Source organism: Thauera aromatica K172, from assembly GCF_003030465.1.
GTDB lineage: Bacteria > Pseudomonadota > Gammaproteobacteria > Burkholderiales > Rhodocyclaceae > Thauera > Thauera aromatica.
This window is the reverse complement of sequence record NZ_CP028339.1, coordinates 1,809,229-1,824,143: the sequence shown is the minus strand read 5'-3', so window position 1 is coordinate 1,824,143 and position 14,915 is coordinate 1,809,229. Positions and strand designations below refer to the sequence as shown.

General features: G+C 66.8%; 8 protein-coding genes. 1 reads left to right on the top strand and 7 read right to left on the bottom strand.

Annotation, left to right across the window (positions count from 1 at the left end; translation table 11 throughout):
* Positions 1-12: 12 nt before the first annotated feature.
* The 6 genes from Tharo_RS08665 to acs form a co-directional block, all read right to left on the bottom strand.
* Positions 13-2,058 carry a sodium:solute symporter family protein gene (locus Tharo_RS08665; RefSeq protein ID WP_107220849.1) on the bottom strand — a complete coding sequence of 682 codons (2,046 nt, stop codon included), beginning with the start codon at positions 2,056-2,058 and terminating at the stop codon, positions 13-15.
* 34 nt (positions 2,059-2,092) lie between these two features.
* On the bottom strand, positions 2,093-4,309 hold the full coding sequence (locus Tharo_RS08660; protein WP_107220848.1) for a 3'-5' exonuclease: 2,217 nt from the start codon (positions 4,307-4,309) through the stop codon (positions 2,093-2,095).
* Positions 4,310-4,312: 3 nt separating this feature from the next.
* Positions 4,313-4,681: a response regulator transcription factor gene (locus tag Tharo_RS08655; protein ID WP_107220847.1), complete on the bottom strand. Its 369-nt coding sequence runs from the start codon at positions 4,679-4,681 to the stop codon at positions 4,313-4,315.
* A 31-nt stretch (positions 4,682-4,712) separates the two neighbouring features.
* A complete protein-coding gene (locus tag Tharo_RS08650; RefSeq protein ID WP_107220846.1) occupies positions 4,713-7,457 on the bottom strand; it encodes a sensor histidine kinase in 2,745 nt (914 codons plus the stop codon).
* 13 nt (positions 7,458-7,470) lie between these two features.
* On the bottom strand, positions 7,471-7,668 hold the full coding sequence (locus Tharo_RS08645) for a hypothetical protein (RefSeq protein ID WP_211309681.1): 198 nt from the start codon (positions 7,666-7,668) through the stop codon (positions 7,471-7,473).
* Between the two features lie 196 nt (positions 7,669-7,864).
* Positions 7,865-9,829 (bottom strand): acetate--CoA ligase, encoded by a 1,965-nt coding sequence (acs, locus tag Tharo_RS08640; protein ID WP_107220844.1) that lies wholly within the window; start codon positions 9,827-9,829, stop codon positions 7,865-7,867.
* Positions 9,830-10,088: 259 nt separating this feature from the next.
* Between acs and Tharo_RS08635 the strand changes: the two genes are divergently transcribed.
* On the top strand, positions 10,089-11,621 hold the full coding sequence (locus tag Tharo_RS08635) for a fumarate hydratase (protein WP_107220843.1): 1,533 nt from the start codon (positions 10,089-10,091) through the stop codon (positions 11,619-11,621).
* 62 nt (positions 11,622-11,683) lie between these two features.
* Here the strand turns inward: Tharo_RS08635 and Tharo_RS08630 are convergent, their stop codons facing one another.
* Complete coding sequence (locus tag Tharo_RS08630; RefSeq protein ID WP_245881039.1) at positions 11,684-14,776, bottom strand: putative bifunctional diguanylate cyclase/phosphodiesterase; 3,093 nt, start codon at positions 14,774-14,776, stop codon at positions 11,684-11,686.
* Positions 14,777-14,915 lie beyond the last annotated feature (139 nt).

Below are 14,915 nucleotides of genomic sequence, written 5' to 3'. Positions count from 1 at the left end.
GCGCGCCAGCGCTTACTCCTCCCGCTCCGGGTACAGCCGCAGTTCCGGATAGCGCACGTAATCGACCAGATCCTGGATCTCCCGCGGCGGCGGCGCGGTCAGCAGGCTGACGACGACGATGGTCACGAACCCCAGCGGCACGCCGAACACGCCGGCCGAAATCGGATTGATGTCGAACCAGGCATGGGCCATCGAACCGCCGAAAAACGGATGCGTCTGCACCACGTAGATCAGCGTCAGCGCCAGGCCGGCGAGCATGCCGGCGACGGCTCCGGGGCGGTTCGCCCGTTTCCAGAAGATGCCCAGAACCAGCGCCGGAAAAAACGCCGACGCACCGATCGAGAATGCCAACCCGACCATGAACAGGATGTTGTCCGGGCGCATCGACGCCACCCAGGCCGCCACCACTGCGACCACCAGCAGTTGCGACTTGGAAATGACCAGCCGGCGGTGGGTGGAGGCCTGCGGGTTGACGACCTTGTAGTACAGATCGTGCGACAGAGCGTTCGAGATCGTCAGCAGCAGGCCGTCGGCGGTCGACAGCGCCGCCGCCAGCCCTCCCGCCGCCACCAGGCCGGACACGACGTAAGGCAGGCCGGCGATTTCCGGGGTGGCGAGCACGATCACATCAGTGTCCATGCGCAACTCGGCCAGCTGCAGGATGCCGTCGAGGTTGAGGTCCTCGATCTTCACCAGGCCGACCTTGCCCCACGAGCTCACCCATTCGGGCAGGATGCTGATGCTCGAGCCGACCAGGTTGTGATACACCTCCCACTTCGCGAATACCGCGTAGGCCGGCGCCGTCACATAGAGCAGGAAGATGAACAACAGCGACCAGGCCACCGAGCGCCGCGCCTCGACCACGCCGGGAGTCGTGTAGTAGCGCATCAGGATGTGCGGCAGGGCCGCGGTGCCGACCATCAGCACGAACATCAGGGCGAGGAAGTTGTTGCGCGCGACGGCCGATTCGGCGGCATTCGCCCCCGGGTGCGCCTGGGCATGGCGCGGAGGCGGACGCGAGCGCTCGAGCGCCTCCGCGCGCGCCCGGGCCCACATCTGCTCGGCCTCGGCCGGCGTGCGCGGCAGATCGCGCAGGGCCCGCTCGGTGAGGGCGATCTCGCGTGCCGAGGCGTTTCCCAGACGCAGCTCGTTCAGACGCTCGATCAGCGCACGACGCTCGGTTTCCAGCGAATCCGGCAGGCCGCCGATCTTGGCCTGGTAATCCCGCGCACGGGCGGCGTACAGGGTGCGCACTTCGGCCTCGGAAGGCGCATCGAACAGAGCGTCTTCGCGGACGGTGATTTTCTGCAGCACGCTGCCGTAGGCAGCCTGGGGCAGCGGGATGCCCGTCAGCTTGTAGGACAGGATCACCACCGGTACCAGGTAGGCGATGATCAGGATCACGTACTGCGCCACCTGGGTCCAGGTCACCGCCCGCATCCCACCGAGGAAGGAGCACACCAGAATGCCGGCGAGCCCGATGAACAGCCCGATCTCGAACTCGACACTGACGAAGCGGCTGGTGATCAGGCCGACACCGTAGATCTGTGCCACCAGATAGACGAAGCTCGCCAGCACGGCCGCAGCCAGCCCGACCAGGCGCGCCACGCTGCCCTGATAGCGTGCACCGAGGAAGTCCGGAATCGTGTATTGGCCGAATTTGCGCAGATAGGGGGCGAGCAGCAAGGCCACCAGCACGAAACCGCCGGTCCACCCGGTGACGAAGGCGAGCCCTTCGAAACCGGAGAAATAAAGCGTTCCAGCCAGACCGATGAAGGACGCCGCACTCATCCAGTCGGCGGCGGTGGCCATGCCGTTGAACATCGCCGGCACCCGGCGGCCGGCAACGTAATACTCGGATACGTCGGTGGTGCGGCTCATGACGCCGATCGCGGCATAGATCGCGATGGTGACGAACAGGAAGACGTGGCCGATCACCGGCTGCGACAGCCCGAGCTGTTCGCCCAGCGCCAGCAGCAGCACGAACAGCACGAATACGACCGTATACCAGCCGTAGTAGCGCCGCAGGCGGTGGGCAAAGGCGCGGCTGCGCGTCACGGCTGCACTGCCAGGCTGGAACAGACGTCCGCCATCAGTAGCGGATCCGCGCGTAATACGATTTTTCCGCCGCCTTGCGCGCGTCGCGCAAGGTGTGGATGCCCATCTCGGCGAGCAGCGGAACCAGCTTCAGGAACACTTCGGCGGTGACGATCGCGTCGCCCAGCGCGGTATGGCGGCCGACGATGGTCAGGCCGAGCCGTTCGGCGATGGTCTCGAGGCGGTGCGACGCCTGCTGCGGGTGGACCACCGCCGACAGCAGCAGGGTGTCGAGCACCGGCTGATCGAAGCGCAGCCCGGTCTGGGCTTCCTTGAGCTGCAGGAAGCGCATGTCGAAGGCGGCGTTGTGGGCGATCAGCACGGTATCCGCGGCAAAGGCGTGGAACGCGGGCAGCACCTTGTCGATCGTGGGCTGGCCATGCAGCATCTCGGCGCTGATGCCGTGCACCTTGGCCGACTCGGCACTCAGCGCCCGCTGCGGGTCCACCAGTTGCTCGAAGGACTCGCTGCGCAGCAGTTTGCCATTGACGATGCGGGTGGCGCCGATCTGGATGATCTCGTCGCCCTGCGAGGGATTGAGCCCGGTGGTTTCGGTATCGAACACGGTGAAGGTCAGCTCGGTGAGGCGCCGCTCTTCGAGTTCGTGGGATTTTTCCGACCAGGCGAAGAGGTCGAAATCGTAGTATTCCGGCCTGCCCTCGCCGCGCAGATGGATGCCGGACTCGAGCACCTCACGGGGCGCCGCCGCCGGCAGCAGGATGCGGAAGAAGGCGCGATGGCGGACCTTTTCGCGCTCGAGCCACATCTCGCCGTCATGGCGGTCGATGACGTCGCGTACCGACAGCGGGCTGCTCTCGCCCTCGAAGCGCATCGACTCGAGCTCCCAGCCCATCACCGTCTCGGTGCTCATCGCCTGCCCCGACCAGATCAGGTCGAGGTGGGCGAGGCGGCCGGCGGCGCTCAGGCGGAAACGCACCTCGCGCACGCCGAATTCATCGGAGAGGCGGCTGGCGAGGTAGGTGATGGCCTGGATCAGCGAGAAGCTGTCGACCTTCACCCACAGGCTCACGTCGATGTCCTCGAGCTTGGTCGGCAAGCCGATGCTCTGTTCGATGCGGCGCTGGGCGGCAGCGATCAGGTCGGCGCCGAGCATGTCCTCGAGCGGCCAGCGCACCTTGAGCGCATCGGCGAACTCGGTTGCGGTGCTGTCCAGGCGCGTGCTCATCGACTGCACCTCGTCGCGGATCACCTTGCGGAAGCGGTCGCGCAGATCGTCGGAGAGGTCTCCGTACTCGAGCATCTCGACCGCGGCCCGCACATTGGCGAGCGAGGCCCGGTTGCCTTCGGTGAGTTCGTGCAGCATGCGGTCGCGGCGCGACTCGACTTCGAAGTTGCGGGTGATGTTGTCCAGCATCAGGATGAAGCCGGTCAGCATCCGCCCCACGTCCGCAGGCCCTTCCGGCCGCGCTTCGCTGCCCTGCCCGGGTGCCGCAGGCACAGGCTCGGCGGCCGACAGCACCGGCGCCATCTGCACCCGCAGCAGCTGGCCGGCGCGGGTCGTGGTCACGAAGTTGGCCTGCACTTCACTATCGCCACGGCGCAGTTGCACCTGAATCGTGTCGAGCGCATGGGCGATCAGGTTGCGCTCGAACACCGCATAGATCGAACGCCCGAGGCCGATCAGCTCGCCGCCGCCGGCCACTCCTGGCGCTTCGGACAGCGCCCGGAACTGGGTGCGCGCACGCTGGTTGTAGAGCAGCACCCGGCCGTCGAGGTTGCACACCACCACGCTCTGGGTCAGTTCGGACATCAGCGCGGCGAGGCGGTTTTTTTCCAGCTCGAGCGACTCCTTGGCGCGCGCGATCTGCGCTTCGACATCGACCATCAGCGCATCGCGCTGGCCTGCGAGCTCGTTCGCCGCCTGGGCCAGGGCCTGGACTTCGGGCGGCCCCTCGGGCTGGACCCGGAAGCCCCTGTTCGCCCCCAGCATCAGCCCGAGGTGCTCGGCCATCCGCAGCAGGCCCTGGACGTACTGCCGGAACAGCATCCGTACCACCCCCACCCCGGCGGCGAAGCCGAGCGCGGTGAGCACGAAACCGAGCGTCAGGTGCGGACTGAGCACCTGCACCAGCAGCGCGCGTCCCGAGATCTGGGTTTCCGTCCAGATGATCAGGGCGGTGAGCAGGAACGGCCCGGTCATCAGCAAGAACAGCACGATGACCGCGAAGGCAAAGCGCACGCGCGCCGGCATCGATCAGGGCTCCAGCAGGCTGCGCACCTTGTCCACCAGCTCCCTGGTCGAGAAAGGCTTGGTCATGTAGGCATCGGCTCCGAGGGCGAGCCCCTTGGCGACTTCGGTGTCGCGCCCCTTGGCGGTCAGCATCAGCACGCGCACCGCGGCCAGCGCCGGATCGGCCTTGATCTCCTGGCACACTTCGAAGCCGCTCTTCTTCGGCATCATCACGTCGAGCAGCACGAGGTCGGGGCGTTCGGCACGGATCCTCCGCACCGCCTCTTCGCCGTCGTGGGCGATCGACACCTCGAAGCCTTCGCGCTTCATCAGGAATTCCAGCGAAATGACGATGTTCTGCTCATCGTCGGCGATCAGAATCTTCTTGTGCATGCACTGTTTCCCCCCTCGGCATCATTCTAAGTCATCCGCCAGCGGACGCAGGCACCAGCGGCAGCTCGAACGAAAAGCACGCGCCTTCGCCGGGCACCGACTCCAGCCACAGGCGGCCGCCGAAATGCTCGACGATCTGCCGGCTGATCGGCAGGCCCAGTCCGGTGCCTTGCGGCCGCGAGCGCTCGTCGCCGCCCTGGCGGAACTTATGGAAGATCACCGGCTCGAGCGCCGGCTCGATGCCCGGCCCGTTGTCCTTCACCTCGACACGGACATGGCGGCCGTCGCAGCTCAGGCGCACATCCACCTTTCCGCTGCCCGCGGGCACGAATTTGGCTGCATTGGACAGCAGGTTCAGCATCACCTGCAGCAGGCGGTCATGGTCGGCGCGCAGCAGCGGCACCGCATCGGGCGCCGACACCCGCACTTCGGCGCCGCGGTCGCGAAACAGCTGCAGCGTGGCTTCGACCGAATGGTTCACCAGCTCGCGCATGTCGATGTCGGTGTTGTGCCACTCGGCATGACCCGATTCGATCTTCGCCATGTCCAGGACCTGGTTCACGAGCCGGGTCAGACGCACGGTCTCGGACACGATGATGCCCAGGAAGCGCTGGCGGTCGGCAAGCTCGATCCCGGGATCATCGACCATCATTTCCGAGAGCGCCCGGATCGAAGTCAGCGGCGTGCGCAGTTCATGGGTCACCGACGACATGAAGTCGTCCTTGAGGCGGTCGAGTTCCTTGAGCCGTTCGTTGGCGGCACGCAGTTCGGAGGTCGCCACCTCGAGGGCACGCGACTTCTCTTCGAGCTCGCGCGAGTAGGCGCGCACCTGCGAGGCCTCGTCGAGAATGTCCATGACCTCGCCCAGGCCGAGGCGCTCTTCCTGCACCACGGTCGCCACCATCACCCGCGCCGAGGCGCTGCCGATCGCGCCGGCAAGCAGGGTTTCGGCAAAATGCACCAGTTCGGGGTCGGCCCTGAGTTGCCCGATGTGCTCGACACCATGCGCCCGGGCATAGGCGCCGAACGCCTCTTCGGTGCGGCGCTGGCCGAGAAAGCGCGCAACCAGCGGCAGCAGATCGCCCACTTCGGCCCCGCCGCGCCAGAAGCTCGCCGGCGGCGCCGCACCGCGCCGGAACACATCGACGAACAACGCGCCCTGGGTCGCTTCCGGACCGGTCGGCACGCGCAGCAAGGATACGATCACATAGCAGCCGATATTCGCGAACAGGCTCCAGAACAGCGCGTGGCTGATGTTGTCCCAGCCGCCGATGCCGAGCAGTTGCTCCGGCTTCAGCCACCACAGGTCGAACAGGCCGTATTCGAGAAAACGCGCATCGAGCCAGCCCGACTTGGCGAAAGACGGCAGCATCAAGGTGTAGCCCCACACCAGGAAGCCGGCGAGGAGGCCGGCGAACGCCCCTTCGCGCGTGCCGCCCCGCCAGTACATCCCACCGAGCACCGCCGGGGCGAACTGCGCCACCGCGGCGAAGCTGATCAGGCCGATGCTGACCAGGGCATAGGCCTCGCCGGCGAGACGGAAATAGAGGTAGCCCAGCAGCAGCACGCCCAGGATCGCTCCGCGCCGGATGCCCAGCAGCAGTCCGGTGAGATCGCGCTCGCGGGTCAGGTCCAGGCGCCGGCTGCGCAGCAGCATCGGCATCACCAGGTCGTTGCACACCATGGTCGACAGCGCGATCGCCTCGACGATGACCATTCCGGTCGCCGCCGACAGTCCGCCGACGAACACGAGCAGCGCCAGGGCGGCGTTGTCGTGTGCCATCGGCAGCGTCAGCACGAACGTGTCGGGGTCCACCGTGCCTTGGCCGAAATGCAGCAGGCCGCCGAGCGCAATCGGGACCACGAAGAGGTTGATCGCCAGCAGGTAGGCGGGAAAGACCCAGGTCGCGCGGCGCAGGTGCTGTTCGTTGACGTTCTCGACCACCGCGATCTGGAACTGGCGCGGCAGGAAGATGATCGACAGCATGGCCAGCAGCACGTGGGCGAACCAGCCGCCGTACCCTAGCCGGCCGGCGCCGTCGAACACGAGCAGCGTCCCGAGCTCGGGACGCGCCATCGCCCGCGCATACAGGTCGGCGAAGCCGTCGTACAGCCAGTAGGTCACATAAACGCCCACGGCCAGGAAGGCGAGCAGCTTCACCACCGACTCGAAGGCGATCGCCGCCACCATGCCTTCATGGCGCTCGGTGGTGTCGAGGTGGCGGGTGCCGAACAGGATGGTGAACGCGGCCAGCGCGAGCGCAATGTAGAGGGTGCTGTCCTGCCACCAGGCGGCGCTCGCGGTCTCGACCCGGAACACGATGTCGTGCTCGCCGATCATCAGCGCATAGGCGCTGGAGATCGCCTTCAGCTGCAGCGCGATGTAGGGCACGATGCCGATCACCGCGATGATCGTGACCAGGCCGCCGAGCAGGTGGCTCTTGCCGTAGCGCGAAGCGATAAAATCGGCGACCGAGGTGATGCGGTAGCTGCGGGCGATGCGGATCATCTTCAGCACCACCAGCCAGGCCAGCGTCAGCCCCAGGGTCGGCCCCAGGTAGGTGGGCAGGAACCAGATCCCGCCTGCCGCCGCGCGCCCGACGCTGCCGAAGTAGGTCCACGCGGTACAATACACCGCCAGCGAAAGGCTGTAGACCCAGGGGTTGGCGATGATCGACCGCCCCTGGTCGGCGCGGCGGTCGCCGAAATACGCAATCGCGAACAGGATCAGCAGGTAAGCGAACGAAGCTCCGACGATCAGCCAGCCAGGCAGCATCGAGGTCTCCGGCTCAGCGCGCGCCGCGCTCGACGATCCAGGCCACGACCATCACCAGGCCCAGCCACACGCCGAACAGATAGACGTGGAGCAGCGGCAGCCCGAACACGCTCAGCGGCCGGTCGAACAAGGACAGCAGCGGGTAGTTCAGCAGCAGCAGGCCGGCGATGAACACCGCCACCAGGCGCTGCCCGGCAAGTCCCTTGCGCATCATGCAGCTCTCATGACGTCCGCCGCGGTGAATGCTGGACGAAGGCGCCGTCCGCTCTTGTCGGCGGATTCGGCGCTTCGCACCGACAGGGGGCGCGCAGGGCGCGCCCGGTCTCCCTCCCCTTCCGGTCCGGCGGCGTGGCCGGACCTTCTCCTGTCACTCCTCATGCCGGGCGCAGAGCCGCCCGGCACGGCAATCAGCCCTTGAGCTGCTCGAGGATCGCCGGGTTTTCCAGCGTCGAGGTGTCCTGCGTGACGTCCTCGCCCTTGGCGAGCTGGCGCAGCAGGCGGCGCATGATCTTGCCGGAGCGGGTCTTGGGCAGGTTCTCGCCGAAGCGGATGTCCTTCGGCTTGGCGATCGGGCCGATCTCATGGCCGACCCAGGTCTGCAGCTCCTTGACGACCTTCGCCGCCTCCTCGCCGGTCGGGCGCGGCCCCTTCAGCACCACGAAGGCCACGATCGCCTCGCCGGTGACGTCGTCCGGACGCCCCACCACCGCGGCTTCGGCAACCTTTTCGTGCGCCACCAGGGCCGACTCGATCTCCATCGTGCCCATGCGGTGGCCGGAAACGTTGAGGACGTCGTCGATGCGGCCGGTGATGGTGAAGTAACCCGTCTCCGCGTCGCGGATCGCACCGTCGCCGGCAAGGTAGAGCTTGCCCTTGAAGTCGTCCGGGTAATAGGTCTTCTTGAACCGCTCGGGGTCGCCCCACACGGTGCGGATCATCGCCGGCCACGGCTTCTTGACCACCAGGATGCCGCCCTGCCCCCAGGGCACTTCGGTGCCGGTCTCGTCGACCACCGCGGCGATGATGCCCGGGAAGGGCAGCGTGCATGAGCCCGGCACCATCGGCGTGGCGCCCGGCATCGGGGTGATCATGTGCGCACCGGTCTCGGTCTGCCAGAACGTATCGACGATCGGGCAGCGGCCGCCGCCGACATTCTCGTAGTACCACTCCCAGGCCGCCGGGTTGATCGGCTCGCCGACCGAACCCAGGATCCGCAGGCTGGACAGGTCGTACTGCTTGGGATGGACGGCCGGGTTGTTGTCGGCGGCCTTGATCAGCGAACGGATCGCGGTCGGCGCGGTGTAGAAGATGCTGACCTTGTGGTCCTGGATCATCTTCCAGAAGCGGCCGGCGTCCGGATAGGTGGGCACGCCTTCGAACACGATCTCGGTCGCACCGCAGGCGAGCGGACCGTAAGTGATGTAGGTGTGGCCGGTGACCCAGCCGATGTCGGCGGTGCACCAATAGACGTCGTTGGGCTTGATGTCGAAGGTGTACTTCATCGACAGCACGGCATGCAGCAGGTAGCCCCCCGAGGAGTGCTGCACGCCCTTCGGCTTGCCGGTGGAACCCGATGTGTAGAGGATGAACAGCGGATGCTCGGCCTCGACCCACTCCGGCTCGCAGGTTTCGGACTGGCCCGCGACCACGTCGTGGTACCAGCGGTCGCGCCCCGCGACCATGGAGGCATCGGCGCCGGTGCGCTTGACGACGATGACGTTCTTCACCGAATCGCAGCCGCCCAGGGCCAGCGCCTCGTCGGCGATCGGCTTCAGCGGCAGGGCCTTGCCGCCGCGGAACTGGCCGTCGGCGGTGATCACCGCGACCGCGCCGGCGTCCTCGATGCGGTCGCGCAGGGCCTGGGCGGAGAAGCCGCCGAACACGATCGAATGGGTCGCGCCGATACGGGCGCAGGCCTGCATCGCGACCACGCCTTCGATCGACATCGGCAGGTAGATGATGACGCGGTCGCCCTTCTTGACCCCCATGGCGCGCAGGGCGTTGGCGAGCTTGCCGACGCGGGCAAGCAGGTCCTTGTAGGTGACGCGGGTGACTTCACCGCCGTCGGCCTCGAAGACGATCGCGACCTTGTCGCCGAGACCGTTATTGACGTTGCGGTCGAGGCAGTTGTACGAGACGTTGAGTTTGCCGTCGGCGAACCACTTGAAGAAGGGAGCGTTCGATTCGTCGAGCACCTGGGTGAAGGGCTCTTTCCAGTCCAGCAGCTCCTTGGCGCGACGGCCCCAGAAACCTTCGTAGTCGTCCTCGGCTTCCTTGCACAGCGCACGGTAGCCGTCCATCCCGGACACTGCGGCGTTCCTGACCATTTCCTGGGGGGGGTTGTAAATGCGGACTTGCTGCTCGTTTGACATGCTCACCTCTCCTCAACGATTCAATGGTTGAAGCTGACCCTCGCGGGTCCGGCTGGTTGGTTCCAGCCTTGAACGGGCCTGGGCGACGGTCGCGGCAAGGCCCTGGATGCGCCGGCATTTAAGGGCATTTATCTTACACAGGACTTACACCGCCCCGCCCGCGACGGGCGCGGCGGCGCGGTGCTAGAATTCCGCTCCCTGGCGGACCCCGGTCCCGCCGCACCATTCTGCCCCCTTGTCATCCCGGAGACCAAGCGCCATGACGATGATTCGCGAAGAAGACCTCATCCAGTCGATTGCGGATGCGTTCCAGTACATCAGCTATTATCACCCGCTCGACTACATCAAGGCACTCGGCGAAGCCTGGGAGCGCGAGGAAAGCCCCGCCGCCAAGGACGCGATCGCGCAGATCCTGACCAACTCGCGCATGGCGGCCGAAGGCCATCGCCCCCTGTGCCAGGATACCGGCATCGCCGTGGTCTTCCTCAAGGTCGGCATGAATGTGCAGTGGGACGCGAAAATGAGCGTCCAGGACATGGTCAACGAAGGCGTGCGCCGCGCCTACAACAACCCGGACAACAAACTGCGCGCCTCGGTCCTGCTCGACCCGGCCGGCGCCCGCATCAACAGCAAGGACAACACCCCGGCCGTGGTGCACTACGAGATCGTGCCCGGCGACGGCGTCGAGGTGATCTGCGCGGCCAAGGGCGGCGGCTCGGAGAACAAGACCAAGATGGCCTTGCTCAACCCCTCCGACTCGATCGTCGACTGGGTCCTCAAGACGGTGCCAACGATGGGCGCGGGCTGGTGTCCGCCGGGGATCCTCGGCATCGGCATCGGCGGCACGCCGGAAAAGGCGATGCTGCTGGCCAAGGAATCGCTGATGGCGCCGGTCGACATCCACGAACTGCGCGCCAAGGCCGCCGCTGGCGCCGCCCTGACCCGCGCCGAGGAGCTGCGCCTGGAGCTGATGGACAAGGTCAACGCGCTGGGCATCGGCGCCCAGGGCCTGGGCGGACTGACCACCGTGCTCGACGTCAAGATCCTCGACTACCCGACCCATGCCGCGAGCCTGCCGGTGGCGATGATCCCGAACTGTGCCGCCACCCGCCACGTGCATTTCCACCTCGACGGCTCTGGCCCCGCCCACCTGCCCACGCCCAGGCTCGAAGACTGGCCGCAGGTCACCTGGAAGGCCGACACCAACGTCGCCACCCGGGTGAACCTCGACACACTGACCAAGGAAGAGGTCGCCTCCTGGAAGCCGGGCCAGATCCTGCTGCTCAACGGCAAGATGCTCACCGGCCGCGACGCCGCGCACAAGCGCATCCAGGACATGCTCGAAAAGGGTGAGAAGCTGCCGGTCGACTTCACCAACCGGGTGATCTACTACGTCGGCCCGGTCGACCCGGTGCGCGACGAAGTCGTCGGCCCCGCCGGCCCCACGACCGCGACCCGGATGGACAAGTTCACCCGGATGATGCTCGAGCAGACCGGGCTGATCTCGATGATCGGCAAGTCCGAACGCGGCCCGGTCGCGATCGAGGCGATCAGGGACAACCGCTCGGCCTACCTGATGGCGGTCGGCGGCGCCGCCTACCTGGTGTCGAAGGCGATCAAGGAAGCCAAGGTGGTCGGCTTCGAAGATCTCGGCATGGAAGCGATCTACGAATTCACCGTGCAGGACATGCCGGTGACGGTGGCGGTCGACGCCCAGGGCAGCAGCGTGCATAACACCGGCCCGCGCGAATGGCAGGCCCGGATCGGGAAGATCCCGGTCAGCGTCGCCTGAGCGCCGCCTGCGTGCTTCTCCGGCACCGGCGCCGCAAGGCGCCGGTGCGGTTCGGAACCGATTCAGTTCGGTCCCCATTCCGCCCCTCCCCGGCGTGCGTCGACCAGCCGCTGGATCCGCGCATGCACCGTGCGCAGCTGTCTGCGGGCGAGATCGAGGGCGCGCACCATCCCCGCACGGTCCTGCCTCCAGTAGCACTCGAACAGCGCTCCGACCCGGGCATACAGCAGGCGGTACTGATCGGCGATTTCATGTCCGCCCCGCCCCGCGGCTCCGACCTGCAGGCACTCCAGCCACTGCAGCAGACGCCCGTCGCGGAACACCGGCGGCGGCGGACTGCGGGAATCGTCCGCGACCCACGCCGCAAGCCGGTTCATCATCGCGCGCTGCTCCACCTGGACACGCAGCAGTGCGGCGTAATCGTGCTCCACCGGGTGGCGGTCGCGCCAGGCGACCGGCAGGGACCAGGCCGCAGCCCACAGGGGCACCGCGTCGCCGGCCAGCGGGCGGCTGATGCCGTAGCCTTGCCCCAGTTCGCACCCCAGTTGCAGCAACAGCTTGCCGTGCCGCACGCTTTCCACGCCTTCGGCGATCACTTCGCGCCGGAATGCGTGCGCCAGCCCCAGGATCGCTTCCAGGATGGCCAGATCATCGGGGTCGTCGAGCATGTTGCGCACGAAAAGCTGGTCGACCTTGAGCTTCGCCGCCGGCAAGCGCTTCAGGTAGGCGAGCGAGGAATACCCGGTGCCGAAGTCGTCGAGGGCGAACGACACGCCGATTCCGGCACACTCTTCGACGATCCGCGACACCTGGCTCATGCTCTCGAGGGCGCTGGTTTCGAGCACCTCGAGCTCCAGGCTGCCCGCCTCCAGTTCGGGATGGACCATCAGCATCGACTGCAGGCGCGCCATGAAATCCGGCGACTGCAGATGGCGGGCGCTGATGTTGACGCTGACCTGCACTTCGAAGCCGGCCCGTTTCCAGCGCCCGATCTGCTCCAGCGCGTTCTTGATCACCCATTCGCCCAGCTCGACCGACAGGGGATGGTCCTCGAGCGCGGGCAGGAAGGACGCCGGCTCCAGTTCGCCCTGCTCGGGGTGCCGCCACCGGATCAGGGCTTCGAGGCCATTGAGCGCACCGGTGCGCATATTCACCTTGGGCTGGTACAGGAGCATGAACTCGCCGGCTTCCAGTCCCTGGCGGATACGCGCCAGGCTCTCGTGGCGGCCGCGCTGGCAACGGTCCTGGACCGTATCGAAAACGTGGTAGCGATTCTTGCCGGCAAGCTTGGCCTGGTACATCGCCAGATCGGCCTGGCGCAGCAGCTGGTCGGCATCGACCTCCTCACTTTGCGGATACAGCGTCAGACCGATGCTGGCAGACACTTTCAGCACCTGGCCGCCTGCCGGAACGCTCTGCGCCACAGCCGACAGCAAGCGCTGGATCAGGTGCAGACCGGCTTCGAGATCGGCAAGATCGACCAGCACCGCGACGAACTCATCGCCTCCCAGGCGTGAAACGCTGTCGCCCTCGCGCAGCACGGCTTTCATGCGCGTGGCCAGAACGGTCAACAGCTGGTCTCCTACGCGGTGGCCGTGTACGTCGTTGATCGCCTTGAACCCATCCAGGTCGATATAAGCCACGGCCAGCTGCTGCCCGCGGCGCCGCGCCTGCACCATGCTGCGCTGCAGCCGGTCGTGCAGCAGCACCCGGTTCGGCAGCCCGGTCAGTGCGTCGTAATGGGCGATGTACTCGAGCTGGGACTCGTGCTCCTTTTGCGCCGTGACGTCGTTCAGCGTTCCCGAAATGCCGACGATGCTGCCGCCCGTGTCGGCGATTGAACGGGCATTGACTTCAACCCAGCAGAACCCACCCCCGATCCGCAAATAGCGCACGACCAGGCAGCAGGCCTGGATTTCACGCCGGATCAGGCGCTCGAACCAGGCACGGTGCTGCTCGCGGTCGTCGGGATGGACGTAATCAAGAAAGCGGGTTCCCAGGGTCATGCCTACGCGATGACCGGTGACGTCCGCCCATGCGCTGTTGAGAAAAGTCCAGCAGCCACCGGCATCGGTCTGGAAGATGACCTCCTTCACGCTCTCCACCACCAGGCGGTAGCGCGCCTCGCTGTCGCGCAGGGTGTCGTGCGCACGCTTGCGTTCGAGCACTCCGGTGATGGCGTTGCCGGCGAGGGTGAGCAGCGTCTTTTCCTCGTCCGACCAGACCCGCGGGGTACGAACGCTATCCAGCCCGATGAAGCCGATGAGCCGCCCTTCGGCCGCCATCGGCACCGCGAGCAGCGACTGGATCGACTGCGCCGCCAGGATCTTGCGATCGAGGCCGTCCTCGTCGGCAAGGTCTTCGACCCGCGGAATATCGACGATCTCGAAGCGCCGCATGCGCCGGCTGAACATCAGCCGGTCGTCGAACGGGATGCCCTGCAGGCTCTCCCGCTGCGGCTCGATTCCCGGCGCGCACCACTCGTGGGTGTTGTCGACCGCCCCACCGTCGGCCGTCATCTGGAACACATACACGCGGTCGGCGGCGGCGAACTCGCCGATTTCGCCCAGGGCCTGGATGAGCACCGCATCGAGCTGCTCCGGACAGGCGAGGATGAGCTCGGAGGCCACCCCCGACACCAGGCGCTCGAAGGCGACGCGCCGGGTCAGGGCCGCTTCGGCGCGTTCGCGCTGCATTTCGGCGCTGACCCGGTCGTCGAAGATTTCGATCAGGGCGCAGACATATCCGCAATCGCGCAGCGGACGACGCCCCAGCCCCACGATCAGGCCGAGCGCGCTGCCGTCGCGGGCGAAAAGCGGCACCCCGCAGTAGGACTCGATGCCGTTCGCGGCCAGTTCCGGGTCACCGGGAAAGCGCGACGCCACCCCCGCGGGATGGATGCAGGTCGCCCAGCCGACCACCTCGGCACAGGGCGTACCTTCCAGGCGGTAGGAATACGGCGCCAACGGCTGGCCGAAGGCCCAGCCCGCAACCACCGCCACGGTCTCGCCGCCGGGTTCGAGCCGCCCCACGCACACCCTGTCGAGTTCGAGCGCTTCGGCCAGGTGCCGGCACACTGCCTGGTAAAAAGCCGTCCCCGAGAGCAGCGCATAATGGGTGGCGAGACAGTCGAGCGCCTGCATCTTGGCGTGCAACGCGCCCCTGTCCCGGCTGGCAGCACCGCACGATTCTTCCGATTGCGCACGCGGATCATCATTCATCATGAGCCAGCCCGTTCCAGGACGGGCACATTATGCGCTTGTTCCGGGCAGGTGCATCATCGCCACTGCAGAC